The 17,639-nt window shown below is 66.9% G+C and carries 14 protein-coding genes and 1 tRNA gene; 6 read left to right on the forward strand and 9 right to left on the reverse strand.

Translation table 11 applies throughout. The annotated features are described in order from the left end of the window. Nucleotides 1-131: 131 nt before the first annotated feature. Nucleotides 132-557, reverse strand: coding sequence for a globin (locus tag IBX18_RS34135; protein WP_194837582.1), 426 nt, complete (start codon nucleotides 555-557; stop codon nucleotides 132-134). A 232-nt stretch (nucleotides 558-789) separates the two neighbouring features. On the opposite strand from IBX18_RS34135, the gene IBX18_RS34140 reads away from it, so the two are divergent. Then, nucleotides 790-1,494, forward strand: coding sequence for an HNH endonuclease (locus IBX18_RS34140; protein WP_228542192.1), 705 nt, complete (start codon nucleotides 790-792; stop codon nucleotides 1,492-1,494). Between the two features lie 20 nt (nucleotides 1,495-1,514). Here the strand turns inward: IBX18_RS34140 and IBX18_RS34145 are convergent, their stop codons facing one another. Further along, nucleotides 1,515-2,084: a helix-turn-helix domain-containing protein gene (locus IBX18_RS34145; protein ID WP_234390759.1), complete on the reverse strand. Its 570-nt coding sequence runs from the start codon at nucleotides 2,082-2,084 to the stop codon at nucleotides 1,515-1,517. Nucleotides 2,085-2,163: 79 nt separating this feature from the next. On the opposite strand from IBX18_RS34145, the gene IBX18_RS34150 reads away from it, so the two are divergent. Then, entirely contained in the window at nucleotides 2,164-2,898 is a 735-nt protein-coding gene (locus IBX18_RS34150; RefSeq protein ID WP_194837583.1) for an AzlC family ABC transporter permease, read from the forward strand. Then, nucleotides 2,895-3,206: an AzlD domain-containing protein gene (locus IBX18_RS34155; protein WP_147128886.1), complete on the forward strand. Its 312-nt coding sequence runs from the start codon at nucleotides 2,895-2,897 to the stop codon at nucleotides 3,204-3,206. The genes IBX18_RS34150 and IBX18_RS34155 overlap by 4 nt, the downstream gene beginning before the upstream one ends. A 261-nt stretch (nucleotides 3,207-3,467) precedes the next feature. On the opposite strand, the gene IBX18_RS34160 is transcribed toward IBX18_RS34155, so the two are convergent. The 7 genes from IBX18_RS34160 to IBX18_RS34190 form a co-directional block, all read right to left on the reverse strand. Then, nucleotides 3,468-4,133: a hypothetical protein gene (locus IBX18_RS34160; protein WP_194837584.1), complete on the reverse strand. Its 666-nt coding sequence runs from the start codon at nucleotides 4,131-4,133 to the stop codon at nucleotides 3,468-3,470. Nucleotides 4,134-4,176: 43 nt separating this feature from the next. After that, on the reverse strand, nucleotides 4,177-4,644 hold the full coding sequence (locus IBX18_RS34165) for an acyl-CoA thioesterase (RefSeq protein ID WP_373889248.1): 468 nt from the start codon (nucleotides 4,642-4,644) through the stop codon (nucleotides 4,177-4,179). Then, nucleotides 4,641-9,590, reverse strand: coding sequence for an NAD-glutamate dehydrogenase (locus IBX18_RS34170; RefSeq protein ID WP_194837585.1), 4,950 nt, complete (start codon nucleotides 9,588-9,590; stop codon nucleotides 4,641-4,643). The genes IBX18_RS34165 and IBX18_RS34170 overlap by 4 nt, the downstream gene beginning before the upstream one ends. 563 nt (nucleotides 9,591-10,153) lie before the next feature. Further along, complete coding sequence (gene ettA, locus IBX18_RS34175; RefSeq protein WP_194837586.1) at nucleotides 10,154-11,830, reverse strand: energy-dependent translational throttle protein EttA; 1,677 nt, start codon at nucleotides 11,828-11,830, stop codon at nucleotides 10,154-10,156. Nucleotides 11,831-11,918: 88 nt separating this feature from the next. Continuing rightward, nucleotides 11,919-12,410, reverse strand: coding sequence for a single-stranded DNA-binding protein (locus IBX18_RS34180; RefSeq protein ID WP_194837587.1), 492 nt, complete (start codon nucleotides 12,408-12,410; stop codon nucleotides 11,919-11,921). Nucleotides 12,411-12,587: 177 nt separating this feature from the next. Beyond that, nucleotides 12,588-13,556 carry a threonine/serine dehydratase gene (locus tag IBX18_RS34185; protein ID WP_194837588.1) on the reverse strand — a complete coding sequence of 323 codons (969 nt, stop codon included), beginning with the start codon at nucleotides 13,554-13,556 and terminating at the stop codon, nucleotides 12,588-12,590. A 69-nt stretch (nucleotides 13,557-13,625) separates the two neighbouring features. Further along, nucleotides 13,626-15,659, reverse strand: coding sequence for a cytochrome c oxidase assembly protein (locus tag IBX18_RS34190; protein WP_194837589.1), 2,034 nt, complete (start codon nucleotides 15,657-15,659; stop codon nucleotides 13,626-13,628). A gap of 82 nt (nucleotides 15,660-15,741) precedes the next feature. On the opposite strand from IBX18_RS34190, the gene IBX18_RS34195 reads away from it, so the two are divergent. The 3 genes from IBX18_RS34195 to IBX18_RS34205 all read left to right on the forward strand — a co-directional run bounded on the left by IBX18_RS34195 (nucleotide 15,742) and on the right by IBX18_RS34205 (nucleotide 17,636). Further along, the gene (locus IBX18_RS34195) at nucleotides 15,742-16,128 is read left to right on the forward strand and encodes a DUF4345 family protein (RefSeq protein ID WP_199856568.1); all 387 of its coding nucleotides are present in this window, start codon (nucleotides 15,742-15,744) and stop codon (nucleotides 16,126-16,128) included. Nucleotides 16,129-16,197: 69 nt separating this feature from the next. Further along, a tRNA-Arg gene (locus tag IBX18_RS34200) sits at nucleotides 16,198-16,274 on the forward strand. Nucleotides 16,275-17,279: 1,005 nt separating this feature from the next. Continuing rightward, on the forward strand, nucleotides 17,280-17,636 hold the full coding sequence (locus tag IBX18_RS34205) for a MerR family transcriptional regulator (protein WP_306796536.1): 357 nt from the start codon (nucleotides 17,280-17,282) through the stop codon (nucleotides 17,634-17,636). Nucleotides 17,637-17,639 lie beyond the last annotated feature (3 nt).

Genomic DNA, 17,639 nt, shown 5'->3' on the forward strand with positions numbered 1-17,639 from the left:
TGTAATAGTGCCAAAGTTTTGCGGCAAAAACCCTTAGGCGGAGCACCGATCTCAACTTCCGGCAAATCTCCAGCGTCTGCCGCGACGCGCCGAAAACCCTCGGCCCGTCTCGGCTCTGACGCCAAACGCCCTCACCAGGGGGCGTTCATCAGCGAATTCGCCGCCATCTCCAGGTAGTCCAGCAGCGCCTTGCGGTGCTCGTCATCGAGTAGCTCGGGTTCGATCTCGGCTACGGCGATTCGCATGCACCGCAACCACGCGTCGCGCTCCAGCGGACCGATCGTGAACGGCTGATGCCGCATCCGCAGCCGAGGGTGCCCGCGCTCCTCGCCGTAGGTCCGCGGCCCACCCCAGTACTGCTCCAGGAACATGCGCAGTCGGCGCTCGGCCGGGCCGAGATCTTCCTCGGGATAGAGCGGGCGCAGCACCTCGTCGGTCGCCACCTCGCGGTAGAACGCCGCGACGATGCGCCGGAACGTTTCCGCCCCGCCGACCGCGTCGTAGAACGACGTCGCCTGTTCTGCCGAAGCCGATGCTGTCTGCTCGCCCGAAGTCATAGACCCTCTCGATTCGCTGGATGCGCCGACGTCCATTGTGCCCGCGCTCGGCATCGGCAGCCCACACCGCGGTTTCTCGGGGCGGTAAATCGCGGGCCGGCGGCTCTTCAGCCACAGTTAACCGGACATTGTTGAAAATCACCGTGCAATAGCCGACGTTCCATGGTCAACTGGGTGGCAATCTCTGCCGAGCTAACAGCATGATCCTGCCAATCATGAAATTGAGGTCCAGATGAAGCAGCGGCACAGCGCCCGATCACACGAGGCGCGGACACACCGACAACTCCAGCCCGCCGACGTCCACAATCGTGGGTCGGGGGCTACTCCGCTGCACATCTTGTCCGATCATTATCCGGGCGCGCATCACGGTCACGCCGATCATGCGCACCGCTCCGCACCGCCGCACAGTGAGAGTCCGAGCTGGTTGAAGCGCCGGGTGCTGCTTCTCAACGCCACCTACGAGCCGCTCACCGCACTGTCCGCGCGCCGCGCGATCGTCTTACTCATCTGCGATAAAGCCGACACCGTCCATCATGACGTCGAAGGTCCGGTCGTCCATTCCGCCGAATCCGCCGTCACGATTCCCTCGGTGATCCGCCTGCGCACCTACGTCCACGTGCCGTATCGGGCCCGCGTCCCGATGACCCGCGCCGCGCTCATGCACCGCGACCGTTATCGCTGCGGGTACTGCGGCGGCAAAGCCGAAACCATCGACCACGTCATCCCGCGCAGCCGGGGCGGGGAACACTCCTGGGAGAACTGCGTCGCCAGCTGTGCGCCGTGCAATCACCGTAAGGCCGACAAGATGCTGAGCGAACTGGGCTGGACCCTGCGCTCACCGCTGGTCTCGCCGAAGGGACCGCACTGGCGGCTGCTGTCCACGACAGCCGATCTGGATCCGGTGTGGTTGCAGTACCTGGGTGAAGGCGCCGCCTAGCCCCGGTTCGATACAGGGGCCTAGGTGTATTCGATCACGAGGGTTGCCCAGGTGGCGGGCTCCAGTGCTTCGAAGACGTGTGGGAGATCGCCCGGGTAGGAGATGTAGTCGCCCGGGGACAGATCGACGGGTTCGTCGATCAAGCCGACTTTGGCGCGGCCGCTCGCGAGTAGTACGTGCTCGACCACACCGGGGATGTGTGGCTCGGAGCGGCGTGCGTGGCCCGGTTCGGCGGTGATCCGGAACAGGTCGCGGCGGGAGTTGGGTGGGCTCGCGGCCAGCAGGGTCGCGCGGTAGTCGGATTCCGCGGCGGCGACCACCGGCCCCTCCCCCGCGCGGATCACCTGAACGGTGGGGCGTGGCGGATCGAGCAGGCCGGAGAAGGGCATGTCGAGTGCAACGCACAGTGCCCACAGGGTTTCCAGGCTCGGATTGCCGGTGCCCGATTCCAGTTGGGAGAGGGTGGATTTCGCGATGCCCGCGCGGTTCGCCACCTCGGTGAGGGACAGGCCGGCCCGGGTGCGTTCACGGCGCAAAGCGGCAGCGATCACCGCCTGGGGTGTCTGCGCTGGTGAGTCCCGCTGTGCCACTTGCCCTCCCATCGTGTGATCGAACACTCAACAGGAAACCATATTGACGGATCGGTTTGCCGTGTTCACTATAAGCTACATGCGTTCGATATGGCGAACACTCGGGCGGGATACGTTCTCCGGGATCGCGGCGGTGTGCCTGGCCGTCGCGGTGATCGGGGTGTCCTACGGTGCGACCGCGGTGACCACAGGCCTGCCTGCGTGGCTGCCCATTGTGCTCGGGATCGTGGTGCTCGCCGGGGGTGCGGAGTTTCTGTTCATCGGGATTGTCGCGGCCGGCGGCAGTCCGATCGCGGCTGTGCTGGCCGGGCTGGTGGTCAATGCTCGGCATCTGCCGTATGGGTTGTCGGTGCCCGATGTGGTCGGCACCGGGTGGCGGCGGTTCCTGGGTGTGCACCTGATGAACGACGAGTCGGTGGCGATGTCGCTCGCCCAACCCGACGCCGAGCGGAAGCGGGCTGCCTACTGGGCGTGCGGTTTCGGTGTGCTGCTGGCGTGGCCCGTTGGTGCCGCGCTCGGTGCGCTGATCGGGTCGTTCGTGCCGGACACTGCGGCGTTCGGATTGGACGCGGTGTTTCCCGCGGTGCTGCTCGCGTTGATCGTTCCGGCGTTGCGGGACATAGCGACTCGGCGCGCGGCATTGGTGGGGGCGGTGGCGGCGGTGGCCAGTGCGCCGTTCTTGCCTGCGGGAATGCCTGTGCTAGTGGCGCTTTCGGGGTTGTTCTTCGTGGGGCCTTGGGGTGGCAAGGGAACTACTGCTGCATCGGACGCTGCTGATTGCGAGCGGACCACGTGTGAATCAGGTGTCGAATGATGCTGATCGCAGGCATGATTGCCCTCGCCCTCGGCACCTACGCCTTCCGCTGGTCCGGTCCAGCGCTGCGCGACCGTATCCGCTTCCCTGCCCGCACAATTCAGCTGCTGGAGGTCGGCGCGGTCGTCCTACTCGCCGCTCTGGTGGCGGTCACCGCGCTGCCCACCGCCTCCGGTCACTTCGGATTCGCACTCCCCGCAGGCGTTCTCGTGGCCGCCCTACTGGCCTGGCGCAAACAACCCATCCTGCTGGTGATCCTCGCCGCCGCAACAACCACCGCCCTCCTACGCCTACTCGGCCTCCCCTGACCGCTGCGGGCAACCGCCGCACCCGTTCTCGGGAGACGCACCGGCTGTGGGTGCTCCTAGCGAGTGCGAATCCCAAGAGAGGGTGCGGATCTCGATGTGCCGCAGGCGGGGCGATCCGCTGGCCTGCTGAACGGTTCGCGAAGGCGCCGGCCTTCGCGTGGCCCGGGGAACCCGTCGATACGCCGCCCGCAGCATCGGTTCGGAGGCGGCCTTTGTGCCGAGGTGTGCGATCCGTTGCCCGGCTGGGCAGCCGACGCCGGGTTAGCTCGGGGAGAGGGAGATGCCGCTGCCTCGACGGCGGGCCACCGAACCGTACCGGGCGTCTATGCGCAGCCAGGTGTTGGTGGCGCGGACGCGGACGATCTCGGTGGGGAGGATGCGGGCGGGATCGGCCTTGTCACCGGAGTGCGGGATGAAATCCATTGCGGTGAGGGCGAAGACGACGCGCATCGGGACCTCCACCTCGATGTCGCCGCCGGAGACGGTCAGCACGGGCTGATCGAGCAGCGAGGCGGGCGGGCCGTGACTGCTGCCGTGTTCCTTGGCCAACCGCGCGCCCTGCTCGGCGAGTTCGACCAGGGTGCGGGCCGGGACATCGTCGACGTGGGTGAAGCCGTCCATCGGGGGCAAAGCGCCACGCCAGGCGGAGTCCATCGAAAAGCCGAGGTCGATGGGCAGGCCGGAGCTGAGCCCGGCCAGCACCATGTCGGCGCCCACGGTGACATCGTCGACGCTGAGCTCACCGACGATGGTGCGGACCGCGAGCGCCTCGAAACCCGTTGCCACCCAGGCCGAGACGTGCTGCTCCCCGCGGCGGCGGATACGTACCACCACCGCGGGGTCCAGCCGCAGTGCCCGAGTCAGGAACGTCGCGAGGTTCTCTCGCTCCGCCGGATCGGGCACGTGCAGCACGCGCTGTTCCGGCATCACGGCTGTGCTGCCGTTCGCTTTACGTGACTACCGATGTGGATCAGTCCAGCCACTCGGCGAGATAGTCGCGTTCGGCATCGGTGAGCCTGCGCAACCGCTGCGCGGACATATCGAACGCGGCGATCTGGGTGGACGCGATCACCGCGGCCGGCGAGTCCGGCGCCGCACTGGCGGCGCGCACCTCGTAGCCGATGGTGAAGTCGACCGCCCGCAGCTGCTCGATCCACATGGCGATATCGAGCGGCGTGTCCTCGTGCCGCAGCTGACCGCGGTAGCGCACCCGCAGGTCGGCCAGCACACAGCCGGTGCCGAGCGCGGCGGTCGGCCTACCGGGCTCGAGCAGCCACGGGATCCGCGCCTCCTCCAGCAGAGTCACCATCCGGGCATGGTTCACATGCTGGAAAGCATCCATGTCCGACCATCTGACCTCTACCTGGGTATGAAAACGCTTGGGCAGCACGACGTTGCCGCCCTGTGCCTTCCCGTTACCGTTCAACGAGCTCGTCAACGTGGTACCTCCGATTGGGCGCCCACCCCGCTCACCATGCTTCGCACTTGCCGCGCCGCAACCGACAGCGTGGCGAGATCGTGGGTTCCGGACTCGAACAACTCCGACAGTGCCGCTCGGGCGCGCCCGAGCCGGGACTGGTTCTTCGACTCCCAGTATGCAATCTTCTCGTCGGCGCTCTCTTCCGGGTCACCGGCGGAGAGCACATCGAGGGTCAGCGAGCGCAGCGACGAGTACATATCGTCGCGCAGCGCGAGCCTGGCCAGCGAGTGCCAGCGGTCACCGCGTTCGAGGTGGCTGACCGCCTGGAGCAACCAGTCGATCTTGAGGTGCTCGTTGAGCGCGTAGTAGAGCGCACCGACCTCGTCGCCGTCGCGATCGGTGATGTCGGCGATGTCCACGATGTCGAGCAGCGGGAACAGGTTGAGCAGCCCGAACACCTCGGTGGCCAGGTCGGTCGGCGCACCGCGGGCGATGAGCTCGGCCGACTGATCGGTGAGCGTCGCGACATGGTGTCCGCGCAGCCAGCCCGGCACCTTCGGCGCCAGCGCCTGCACGTCCTGGCAGTACCGGTTGATCTCCGCGCCGACCGCGATCGGCTGCGGCCGGTTGCTCAGGAACCAGCGCGACGCCCGGTCCAGCGTCCGCTTGGTCTCCAGTTCCAGCAGATCACGCACCGCGGTGGTGGCGTCGGCCGCCCGGATCCTGGCCCACATCTCCGGCAGGCCGAATATCTCGGTGGCCGCGGCGAACGCGCGCACCGAGTCGGTGGCCGTGGCGCCGGTTTCCTCGCTCAACCGGTGCGCGTAGGTGATGCCGCCGTAGTCGACCATCTCGTTCACGATCATCGTGGTGAGGATCTCCCGGCGCAGCCGGTGCTTCTTGATCGCGGCGCCGAACCGGTCGCGCAGCGGCGTCGGGAAGTAGTCCGGCAGCCGGGTGACGAAGAACGGGCTGTCCGGCAGATCCGTGTCGAGCAGGTCTGCCTTGAGCGAAAGCTTCACGTGCGCCATGAGATTGGCGAGTTCCGGCGACGTCAGGCCGGTGCCCTCCTCCAGCATGCGCTTGAGCTGCGCCTTCGACGGCAGCGCCTCCAGCTCCCGGTCCAGCCCGCGGCGCTCTTCGAGATCCTCGATCAGGCGCATGTGCACGTTCAGCATCTCCGATGCGTCGGTGCGTGACATGCCCATCAGGAAGTTCTGCGCCACATTGTCTTCCAGCACCATCCGCGCGACCTCGTCGGTCATCGAGGCGAGCAGCGGGTTGCGTTCCGGCGCGGACAGCTGGCCCGCACTGACCACACCGTCGAGCAGCACCTTGATGTTGACCTCGTGGTCGGAGCAGTCGACGCCGGCCGAGTTGTCCAGCGCGTCGGTGTTCATCTTGCCGCCGTGGCGGCAGAACTCGATGCGGCCGAGCGCTGTCGCACCCAGGTTGCCGCCTTCGCCGATCACCTTGACGCGCAACTCGTTTCCGTTGACCCGGACGAGATCGTTGGACTTGTCGCCCACGTCGGCGTTGGACTCGGTGCTCGCCTTGATGTAGGTGCCGATGCCGCCGTTCCACAGCAGCTGGGCCGGCGCGAGCAGGATGGCGCGCACCAGCTCGGGCGGGGACAGCGACTCCACATCGTCGGCCAGCCCCAACGCCTTGCGCGCCTGCGGGCTGATCGGCACCGACTTCACCGTGCGGTCCCACACGCCGCCGCCCTTGCTGATGAGCGAGGCGTCGTAGTCGGCCCACGACGAGCGGGGCAGCTTGAACATCCGCTGCCGCTCGGCGTAGGAGGCGGCGGTGTCCGGGTTCGGATCCAGGAAGATGTGCCGGTGGTCGAACGCCGCGAGCAGGCGGATGTGCTCGGACAGCAGCATGCCGTTGCCGAAGACGTCACCGCTCATGTCGCCGATGCCGACGACGGTGAAATCCTCGGTCTGAGTATCGATGTCCATCTCTTGGAAGTGGCGCTTGACGCTCTCCCAGGCACCCTTGGCGGTGATGCCCATGGCCTTGTGGTCGTAGCCCACCGAGCCGCCCGAGGCAAACGCGTCGCCGAGCCAGAAGCCGTAGCGCTTGGCCACATCGTTGGCGATGTCGGAGAAGGTGGCGGTGCCCTTGTCGGCGGCCACCACCAGGTAGGTGTCGTCGCCGTCGCGGCGCACCACCCGGGCGGGCGGCACCACGTTGCCGGTCGCGCGATCGACATTGTCGGTGACGTCGAGCAGGCCGGAGATGAAGGTGCGGTAGCAGCTGACGCCTTCGGCGCCGAGCGCCTGCCGGTCCGCGACGGGGTCACCGGTGGCGGCAGGCGGCTGCTTCACGACGAAGCCGCCCTTCGCGCCGACCGGGACGATCACCGCGTTCTTCACCGCCTGGGCCTTCACCAGGCCCAGCACCTCGGTGCGGAAGTCCTCCAGCCGGTCCGACCAGCGCAACCCACCACGGGCTACCGAGCCGAACCGCAGGTGCACACCTTCGACCCGCGGCGAGTACACGAAGATCTCGAATTGCGGTCTGGGCTTGGGCAATTCGCTGATCTCACGCGGCTCGACCTTCATCGAGATGTAGTCCCGCGCCATGCCCTCGGCGTCGGTGACGTAGTAGTTGGTGCGCAGCGTCGCCCTGATCAGGTTCAGGATGGCACGCAGGATGCGGTCGGCGTCGAGGCTGACCACGTCGTCGATCCGGCCACGGACCTGGATCTCCAACTCGGCGGCGTGCTCGGCCGAGAAGTTGTCCGGGTCGAAACGCGCCCCGAACAGGTCCACGAACAGCCGGGCCACGTCCGGGTAGGTGAGCAGCACCCGGCAAATATTGGCCTGGCTGTACGGAAAACCGGCCTGCTGCAAGTACTTCGCGTAAGCGCGCAGGATCGACACCGCACGCCACGGCAGGCGTGCGCGCAGCACCAGTTCGTTGAGTCCGTCCGCTTCCGCGCGGCCGTACCAGGCCGCCTCGAAGGCCTCGGTGAACCGCTCGCGCAGACCACGGACCTCCGCCTCCAGCACGGCGGCCCGCTTGGACGACTCGAGCAGTTCCGCATCCAGGTCGCGGTCGAGCGCGCTGCGCAGCAACTCGGCGCGGGCCAGCAGACCGAAGTCGTAGATCCAGCGTTCGCCGCCGGTGCTCGGGTCACCGCCGGGCTGTGGCTCCAGTTCGAGCTGGTACGGACGCTCGTCGACCACTTCCACACCGAGGCTCTGCAGGACCGGAAGCACCTGGCTCAGTGAGATGCCGGGGCCTGCGACGTAGAGCGAGAACCGCCAGGTGCCGGGATCGGAATCCGCGTTGCGGTACAGGTATTGGTCGATGCCACCCTCGCGCAGCCGCTCCAGGCGGACGATGTCGGCGAGCGCACGGCCTGCCTCGAAGTCTTCCTTGTACGCGTCCGGAAACGCCTCGGCGTAGCGCTGCACGACCGCCGGGTCGAGCATGGTGGAGGTGCTGACCTCGTCGTTCAGGTGGTCTTCCCAGGTCCGGCTCGCCTCGGCGAGCAGGCCCTGGATGCGCAACCGGTTCGCCTCGGAGGTGTCCGCGGGCGGTGCCGCGTAGCGCGGGGCACCGAACTCGACTTCGGGCATGCGCACCGTGAAATACACACTGGCCAGGTCACTTTCGCCGACCCGCGCCGAGTAGTCGATGGAGACGCCGCCCAGTTCGCGGACCAGGATCTCCTGCATCTCCAGTCGCACCCGGGTGGTGTAGCGGTCGCGCGGCAGGTAGACCATGCACGCGACGAAGCGGCCGTAGCCGTCGGCGCGCAGGAACAGCCGGACCTGCCTGCGCAAGCCGATGTTCAGCACCGCGAGGGCGGTCCGGCGCATCGTCTCGGCGTCGGAGGAGAACAGCTCGGTGCGCGGGAAGGACTGGATGACCTCGAGCATCGCCTGCCCGGAGAACGACTCCAGGTCGAAGCCGCTCTCCTCGATCACCGAGCGCACCCGGCGCTCGATCACCGGGATGTCGAGCACGTTCTCGTGCACCGCGGTGACCGTGAAGACGCCGATGAACAGGTGCTCGCCGACGATGGTGCCTGCCTCGTCGAAGTCGGCGACACCGATGAAGTACGGGTACACCGAGCGGTGCACGGTGGCGGGCACCAGACCCTGGGTCAGCATCAGCAGCGGCCGGTCGGTGGCGTTGATCGGCACCCGGAAATCGGTGCCGACGTCGGGCCGGAGCACGCCCAGGCAGGTGCCCGGCATCGGGTTGGACGACTCGCGTCCCTGCTCGGAGCTCAGCTGGTAGCGGGCGTAGCCGAGCACGGTGAAGTTGCCGCTGGCCAGCCAGCGCAGCAGGTTCGCGGTGTCGGACAGGTCGGTTTCCGCGAACGGCGCGGTACCAGACTTGGCGGCCAGCTCCAGGTCGTCGGCCAACCTGCTCTGTACATCCTTGATCGCCTCGGTGTCACCGATGACCTGGCGGACATCGGCGATCACGTTCGGCATGCCGGATTCGATCCGGCTGAGCAGCGCCCGGCTGGTGGCCGGGTGCAGTTGCAGGTGCATCCATGATTCGCGCAGTGCGGTCGCACCATTGGTGCCGTCGACTTCGTGCGGGGCGGCGTGCTGCAGGCGTCCCTCCGCATCGCGCTCAACTTCGAAGATCGGGTGGATAACCTCGCTCACGCTGACGCCGAGCCTGTTCAGCGACGAGGTGATCGATTCGACAAGCAGCGGCATGTCGTCGGTGACCAGCTGCACCGCCGCGCCGAGGCCGGAGCCGTCGTCGGGGTGATACACCCGGACCAACGCCCGGCCCGCCGGGCGGTGCATGGCCAACTCCATGTGCCGCCGGAAGATCTGGGTGATGCCGGTGATCGCGCAGTCCACATCGCCAGCGTCGACGTGGCGGAAATACGCCTCCTCGAGGGTCGCCAGTTCGCCGCGCAGTACCTGCGGCAAACTCGCGGCCCACGCCGCACTGGACAATTCGGACGAGACCGTCATTTTTTCGCCAACTCCTCGGATTCGGTTCCGTAACAAAGCGACGCCGGTCCGAGAGTAGCTGTGCGTTGCAGGCGAGGGGGTGAAATCCCTTCCAATCCTGGGGTGTTCACCATCACCGCGGTGTTCGCCACGCGATTGCCCAGCTCGGATGAAGGATCCAGGCACAGCATCGTTCGGACTCGCGAACGTCAGGTGTGCGCGACAGGGTCTTTCTGCGGCGGCAGCGGGGCCGAAGCACCTCGGATCAGCTCGGCCACCATGTCGACGGTGGGAACCGCCGATTGCTCGAACTGTGCCTGCGCATTCACGTGTCCCACACTAGCGAGATTCGAACTGGCTGTGGGCGCCGGTGGGGGTGCGGTTGTACCGGATCCGAGACATAACGGACGTCCTTCATCGTGGCGCGACGAACTCGTCGGTCCGGGCCCGACATTTGTCGGCTCGGTGGGAGCCGGGATCGAGTCGTGACCGCGTGGCAACGGCACGAATGGATCCCGGAGCAAAGTCAGCTATGCCGAGGCACCGCGGGCCGACCCGAGGGGTTGGCCGGCCCGCGGTCGCGATCAGTCGCGGGTCAGCTTGCGGTGCGTAACCCGGTGCGGGCGGGCCGCTTCCAGGCCGAGGCGCTCGATCTTGTTGGCCTCGTAGGCCTCGAAGTTGCCCTCGAACCAGAACCACTTGGCGTCGTTGTCGGCGTCGCCCTCCCACGCCAGGATGTGGGTGCAGGTGCGGTCGAGGAACCAGCGATCGTGGGAGATGACCACGGCGCAACCCGGGAACTGCTCGAGCGCGTTCTCCAGCGAACCCAGCGTTTCCACGTCGAGGTCGTTGGTCGGCTCGTCGAGCAGGATCAGGTTTCCACCCTGCTTGAGGGTGAGCGCCAGGTTCAGCCGGTTCCGCTCACCACCGGAGAGCACGCCGGCCGGCTTCTGCTGGTCCGGGCCCTTGAAGCCGAACGCGCTGACGTACGCGCGCGACGGCATTTCCTGGTTACCGACCTGGATGAAGTCCAGGCCCTCGGACACGACCTGCCAGACGTTCTTCTTCGGGTCGATGCCCGCCCGGTTCTGGTCGACGTAGCTCAGCTTGACCGTCTCGCCGACCTTCACCTCGCCGCTGTCGGGGGATTCGAGCCCGACGATGGTCTTGAACAGCGTGGTCTTACCGACACCGTTCGGGCCGATGACGCCGACAATGCCGTTGCGCGGCAACGTGAACGACAGATCCTTGATGAGCTGGCGGTCGCCGTAGCCCTTGTCCAGGTGCGCGACCTCGACCACCACGTTGCCGAGGCGCGGGCCGGCCGGAATCTGGATCTCTTCGAAGTCCAACTTCCTGTGCTTGTCGGCCTCGGCCGCCATCTCCTCGTATCGGCCGAGGCGGGCCTTGTTCTTGGCCTGGCGGGCCTTGGCGCCGGAGCGCACCCAGGCCAGCTCGTCCTTGAGCCGCTTCTGCAGCTTCTGGTCCTTCTTGCCCTGGACCTCGAGTCGCTGAGCCTTCTTCTCCAGGTAGGTGGAGTAGTTGCCCTCGTAGGGGTAGGCGCGGCCGCGGTCGAGTTCGAGAATCCACTCGGCGACGTTGTCCAGGAAGTACCGGTCGTGAGTAACCGCGAGCACAGCGCCCGCATACGCGGCCAGGTGCTGCTCGAGCCACAGCACGCTCTCGGCGTCGAGGTGGTTGGTCGGCTCGTCGAGCAGCAGCAGGTCGGGCTTGCTCAGCAGCAGCTTGCACAGCGCGACGCGGCGGCGCTCACCACCGGAGAGCTGGGTGACCGGCTCGTCCGGCGGCGGGCAGCGCAGCGCATCCATGGCCTGCTCCAGCTGGGAGTCCACGTCCCACGCGTCGGCGTGGTCCAGGTCCTCCTGCAGCTTGCCCATTTCTTCCATGAGCTCGTCGGAGTAGTCGGTGGCCATCAGCTCGGCGATCTCGTTGAAGCGATCCAGCTTCACCTTGATCTCGCCGAGGCCCTCCTCGACGTTGCCGCGAACCGTCTTCTCTTCGTTCAGCGGCGGCTCCTGCTGCAGGATGCCGACCGTCGCGCCGTTGGCGAGAAAGGCGTCGCCGTTGTTCGGCTGGTCCAGTCCGGCCATGATCTTGAGCACGCTGGATTTACCGGCGCCGTTCGGGCCGACGACACCGATCTTGGCGCCGGGAAGGAAGTTCAAGGTGACATCGTCGAGCACGACTTTGTCGCCGTGCGCCTTGCGAACCTTCTTCATCGTGTAGATGTACTCAGCCATAAGGAGGAAGCCTATCGGTGTCGGAAACGGTGAGTTGAACCGGCGGATACCCCTCGCAACGCGCGGCCGGAACTGCGCCGCGCCGGGGTCAGGCGTCGGCGTGCTCGGGGTGGGTTGTCCGGGGTGGCGCCGCAACTGCGGCAGCGACATTCTCCCCCGGCCCATCGCCTGCCGGCCCTGGTTGTTCAGCGCCGAAGCCATCTCCAGTATTCCGCATCTCCGACCACCGGGTCACCTGGGCGACGCAACGGCCGAGGTCGGGGCCGACGGCGCTGGCCCGCATCTCCAGGTCGCGCCGTTCCGAGCCGTCCTTGCTGCGATATTCCAGCGAACGCAACTGACCGTGGGCAATGACCGGATCGCCGCGGCGCAACGAGCCGTCGACCCCCGCCACCAGCCTGCGCCAGCAGTTCACGGTGAGGAACAAGGTGCCGTTGTCCACCCACTCCCCCGTCGTGTGGTCCAGCCGGCGCGAGTTGCTCGCCATCCGGAAGCTCAGCACCTGCTCACCGTTGGACAGGTCCCGCTTCACCGGATTGTTGACGATGGTGCCGATCACGGTCGCGTTCGCCTCGTACATGATGACGCCCCTTCGCATTCGACCCGTGGCGGTTGCCCGGGGACTTCCTCCCCTCGAGGAGTGTCTCCAGCCTCACCGATTGGGCGGGCGGCCGGGCGCCTCGATCCGAGAATGTGGACAACTTTCTCGGATGTGGATATCCCGCGCTTCTTTCAGGGCAAAGGGATGCGAAAATGACTACAGCACTGAGAGATCGGTGTTGGCACCGCAGAGGACGATCACCGGACGCTCATCGTCGGCAGGCACGTATGCGCCGCTCTGCACGGCCGCCAACGCCGCCGCACCCGCGAATTCCACCACGACGCGGAACTCGCGCCACAGGTAGTCGCGGGCCGTCGCGATCGCGTCGTCGGTCACCAGCAGCGAACGCACCTGATAACGCCGCGCGATATCCATCGCGATATCGCCGATTCTGGTGGCGCCCAGGGATTCCGCCGCAATGCTGGACACCCCGACCTCGACCGGCCGGTTCGCGGACAACGCCGCATGCAGGGTCGGAATACCTTCCGGCTCGACGCCGATCACCTGCTGCCGACGACCGATCGCAGCCGCAATGCCCGCGACCAGCCCGCCGCCGCCCACCGCGGCGAGCACCGACGGCCGCCCGCGCACCTGTTCCTCGATTTCCAAGCCGACCACACCCGCGCCCGCGACGATCGCAGGCAGGTCATAGGCATGCAGCTGCAGCGCGTTGCGTTCCGCGGCGAGCTCGTTCGCGTAATCGAGCGCCTCGGCGTATGTCGTGCCGTGCCAGAGCACCTCGGCACCGTGCGACCACATCGCCGCGACCTTGGTATGCGGCGCCGACTCCGGAACCACCACGGTGCAGGACTTTCCGAGCTGCGCGGCCGCCAACGCGGCGGCGATGCCCGCGTTGCCGCCGGACGCGATGACCACCTGGTCGACGCTCGCCGCGGATGCCAGCAGCGCGTTGAGGCTGCCGCGGACCTTGAAAGTGCCGCCGTGCTGCAGGTATTCGAGCTTCATGGTGACCGGTATCGGACCGTTCGGCCCGGTCACGGTGGTGTGGAAAACCGGTGTCTTGCGGATCCGTCCGGCCAGCCGCTTACGCGCGGCCCGCACATCGGATCGGTAGATCCGATCGATCGGTCTGTGTTCGGAGACAGCTACGGACCGTTCGTTCACAACCACACCTTGACCACGCTCGACGCCACCATGACCTGAGATCTCATGCCCGCAGGCATGGTCCTACCCCTACTTGTGTACCCCTCCATCGCGTTTGGCCAGCTCGGCGAACATCGCGTTGTGCGCGGAGAGGGCGGCGTCATGGTCGCGGTCGGCGGCTCGATCGGTGCGCTGCGCCAGCTTTCGATCGCTGCGCGACCACTGGATCAGCAGGGCGAGCATCACCACGACGAGCGGCACCTCACCGCTGGCCCAGGCCAGGCTACCGCCGGTGCGCTGATCACCGAGCAGGTCGCCGTTCCAGTCGAGGCCGAGACTGCGGTAGAACCAGCCGCCGAGCACGGTGGTCATGCTCATCAGCGCGATACCGAAGAACGCATGGAAAGGCAGCGAACCGAACACCATGCCGAGTTTGGTCAGCGGTTCCACCTGGCGCGGTTTGGGATCAATGCCGATGACAACCCAGTAGAAGAGGTAGCCGCTGAGCAGGAAGTGCAGGTTCATCAGCAGGTGTGCCGCATGCGAATCCGCATAGGTGTTGAAGATCCCGCCGAGGTACAGCGCGTAGAACCCGCCTACGAAGATGACCGAGGCCACGATCGGATGGGTCAGGAAGCGTGACACCGGATTGTGCACCGCGGCGAGAATCCACTCGCGTGGTCCGGGAGCGCCGGTACGGCCGGCGGGCGGCAGGGCTCGCAACGCGAGCGTCACCGCCCCGCCCAGTGCGAACAAGATCGGCGCGAGCATGGACAGCGCCATGTGCGCGCCCATGTGCACGCTGAACATCGCGGGCGCGTACCGACCGACACCGGACGAAGTGGCGATCAGCAGGACAACGCAGCCGGACAACCAGGCGATGGTCCGCCCGACCGGCCACACGTCGCCGCGGGCCCGCAGTCGGCGCACGCCGAGCAGGTAGACCACCGCGAGCACGATCGCCAGCGTCCCGAAGATCAGGTCGAAGCGCCAGTCGAACAGCAGTCGCCCGACGGTCGGCGGCCCGGCCAGGTTGTAGCCGAGTTCCACCTCGGCCGCCGTCGGGATCGCGGTCGGCGGTGGTGGCGGGGTCCGGCCGAGGCCGACCGCGAGCCCCATGGTCGCCGCGAAGATCAGCACCTCGACACCGGCGAACCGGATCAGCGCGCCACGGTCGGCCGGGTTGGCGGCGAGTGCGGGCAGTGCGGCGCGCCGCTGCGCGAAGCCGATCACACCGAGGATCAGCAGCGCGGCGGCCTTGGCGAGCACCAGCTTGCCGTAGGTGGTGGTGAACAGTTCGTCCCACGGCACCCGAACCCAGGAGTTGATCACTCCGCTGACCCCGATGGTGACGAACGCGAGGGTGGCGGTCAGCGAGAACCGCCGCGCGGCCAGGTCGGTGTGCGCGCCACCGCGGCGTGCATGCGCCAGTAGCGCGAAAAGGCCGCCGACCCAGACCGCAGCCGAAACCAGGTGCAGTATCAGGCTGTTGGTGGCGACGTCGTGCGCGCCGCCCGAGGACGAGTGACCGGTCAACGCCAGCGGCATCATCGTCACGATCGACCCCGCGAACAGCACCGGCGTCCACCCCCAGCGCAACGCGAGCCTGGCGCCGACCGCCACGATCAGCGCGAAGATCACCGTGGTCCGCCAGGCGCCTGCCAACTCGATCTGATCGATGGCGCGCCACAGGCCGTCCGGTCGCAGCGTGTCACCGACCGGCTGCCCCGTGGTGTCCGACACTGTCAACGGAACGAGCAGAGCGGCGCACCCAGCCCAGATGAGCGCGAAATTCGAGGCGCGCCGAATCGCGCGATAACCACCGACGTCGAGCAGGCCGCTCGCTTGCGGCGGCACCAGGAACGCGGCGAACAACAGCGACCCGACGGTCAGCGCCGCCGACAGATCGGCGAGCGCGCGCACCGCGGGCAGGCCGTACGTGGTCAGCGGACCCGGATCCGGGATGCCGAGCAGACTCAACGCATGCGCTGCGGACAACGCGACCACCAGCGCGGCAACCACCGCCGCGATCGCCCCCGCCAGCGCGATGATCACCGCGTATGTCGCCGCCGACCGAGTCACCTCCAGACCTGATGAAGCGGACGGATCCTGCGCTGACGACATACGACACAGCGTAGTTCGATTGTTATCGCGTGGCCGCGTCGGGTTTGTGCCGATAGGGTGGTCGGCGAATCACGGAGGTGCAATGTCGATCGTGTCGATCGTGTTGATTGCCTTGGTGGCGTTGTTCTTCGCCGCCATGGGCGTTTACGGGCTACTGCGGCCCAGCCAACTCGTCGACCCACTCGGGCTGCTCGCTGACCGCGCGGATGCTCGCGCCGAGGTGCGAGCCGTCTACGGCGGTTTCGGCATCGCCATCGCGGTGATTCTCGGGTTGGCCGCCGCCGATGTCGGCAACCTCAGATTCGGGGCCTGTGTCGCAGTCGCCGCCGCGCTCGGCGGCATGGCGGTCGGCCGGATCTGGTCGGGTTTCGTCGAAAGCCCGTCCGCTTTCTTCCCCGTCTGGTTCTACCTGGTGCTCGAGGTGATCATGGCCGCAATGCTCGTACTCGCCGTCACGCTCGACCCCTAGCCATCTGGTCGGTCGCTATAATTGGCGCGCTGGACAGCACGACCAATGTCGGCCATGGTGGAACCCACTGCCTCCGTAGCTCAGTTGGATAGAGCAAGGGCCTTCTAATCCCTAGGTCGCAGGTTCGATTCCTGCCGGGGGCGCCACACCCCCTGTGGTCTGCACAAACAGTGCGCCACAGGGGGATTACCCACCTAGTGCAGTGGTCAAACAGGTGGGATGTTTGCGAGCAGTCCCTACGCCTCGCCTAACTGCCGACGCAACTCGGAGCCCGCGCCAACGGTGCGAGCTGAGCTAACCGCAGGCCACCGCCGGCACCAATCAAGGGTGCGCCACTCACTGCGACCCGGCGAGCTCTCACCGCACCACCCATGCGGCGTTCCACCTGCGTAACCAGCCCCCACCGTCACACCGGGCCCAGTTGGCGCAGCCAGCACCCGCACGGGTATCGACTCCGCCTTCCGGCCGCCGGAATCCGGCGGTCCGTCCAGGGCGAAGTGAGCGATTACTCGAGCGCCGCAAGCCTGATCCGCCACAGCCCTGGCCGACGTCATCGCCGGGTTCACGCCCCATGATGCCACCAGACGCGACTCAAACGTCTTGCCGGGCAGGTGGTTCCACAAGGTTGTGGACAGACGTCGTCCGATCCGAGTCGGCACGGCGTCGATCTCGGACCGAGCTCGGCCCAGCGAAACCGCCGTGGCGCGGTGAAGTAATCATCTCCAGTGGTGGATGAAAATCTGCACTGGCGGAGGTAGACATTTGCCAACAGTCGATATACAGTCGCTGTCGTTCGCATGAAGAAGTCCAGCGGCCGGGCAGGTGAACTGCCCGGAACAGCAAGTTCGACCGTCCCCCTCCGGCGGAGAAGAGAATCCGGTGCACTCGGCCGGACCGCCGGAGGGGACGAAGAAGTCAGTGAAGTACTAGCAAGACACGAACAACCCTGAAGTAAGACCGGCGATCTGGGAGGTGGTCACTGAGTAGTCACTTATCGGTTCCGCGTCCCGGGCAGTGTCGGGAGCGGTGCAGGACATCGGCCAACACGGCCGATGAAAGGAATTGAAGTCAATCAAACCCCCTCTTCTGTAAATCCCAGGCCCCGGCGCACCCGCGCCGGGGCCTGCCGACGTTGACTCCCGAGAGGTGCTGTGCAGCAACCGAACAACCATCCCGCCGACGGTCCCAGCGCCTCGGACAAACTCGACGACGAGGACTACCCGGCCTACAGCATGGGACGTGCCGCGGAAATCCTCGGCGTCACCCAATCGTTTCTGCGCGGCCTCGACGCCGCGCAACTGTTGACCCCGCAACGCTCGACCGGCGGGCACCGCCGCTACTCGCGCTACCAACTACGTATCGCCGGGCGCGTGCGTGAACTCGTCGACGCGGGCAACCCGCTCGAGGCCGCCTGCCGCATCGTCATCCTCGAAGACCAACTCGCCGAAGCTCAACGGCTCAACTCCAACCTGCAACACAGCCTCGACCAGCGCACCGACCGAGACTGAGTG

The sequence above is a fragment of the Nocardia sp. XZ_19_369 genome (assembly GCF_015355715.1).
Classification (GTDB): domain Bacteria; phylum Actinomycetota; class Actinomycetes; order Mycobacteriales; family Mycobacteriaceae; genus Nocardia.

Bases quoted from the DNA above. Each gene is read 5' to 3' on its own strand.
- IBX18_RS34170 (WP_194837585.1), bottom strand. From the start codon at position 9,590: ATGACGGTCTCGTCCGAATTGTCCAGTGCGGCGTGGGCCGCGAGTTTG.
- IBX18_RS34150 (WP_194837583.1), top strand. From the start codon at position 2,164: ATGCGTTCGATATGGCGAACACTCGGGCGGGATACGTTCTCCGGGATC.
- IBX18_RS34195 (WP_199856568.1), top strand. From the start codon at position 15,742: ATGTCGATCGTGTCGATCGTGTTGATTGCCTTGGTGGCGTTGTTCTTC.
- IBX18_RS34190 (WP_194837589.1), bottom strand. From the start codon at position 15,659: ATGTCGTCAGCGCAGGATCCGTCCGCTTCATCAGGTCTGGAGGTGACT.
- IBX18_RS34155 (WP_147128886.1), top strand. From the start codon at position 2,895: ATGATGCTGATCGCAGGCATGATTGCCCTCGCCCTCGGCACCTACGCC.
- IBX18_RS34160 (WP_194837584.1), bottom strand. From the start codon at position 4,133: ATGCCGGAACAGCGCGTGCTGCACGTGCCCGATCCGGCGGAGCGAGAG.
- IBX18_RS34135 (WP_194837582.1), bottom strand. From the start codon at position 557: ATGACTTCGGGCGAGCAGACAGCATCGGCTTCGGCAGAACAGGCGACG.
- IBX18_RS34180 (WP_194837587.1), bottom strand. From the start codon at position 12,410: ATGTACGAGGCGAACGCGACCGTGATCGGCACCATCGTCAACAATCCG.
- ettA (WP_194837586.1), bottom strand. From the start codon at position 11,830: ATGGCTGAGTACATCTACACGATGAAGAAGGTTCGCAAGGCGCACGGC.
- IBX18_RS34140 (WP_228542192.1), top strand. From the start codon at position 790: ATGAAGCAGCGGCACAGCGCCCGATCACACGAGGCGCGGACACACCGA.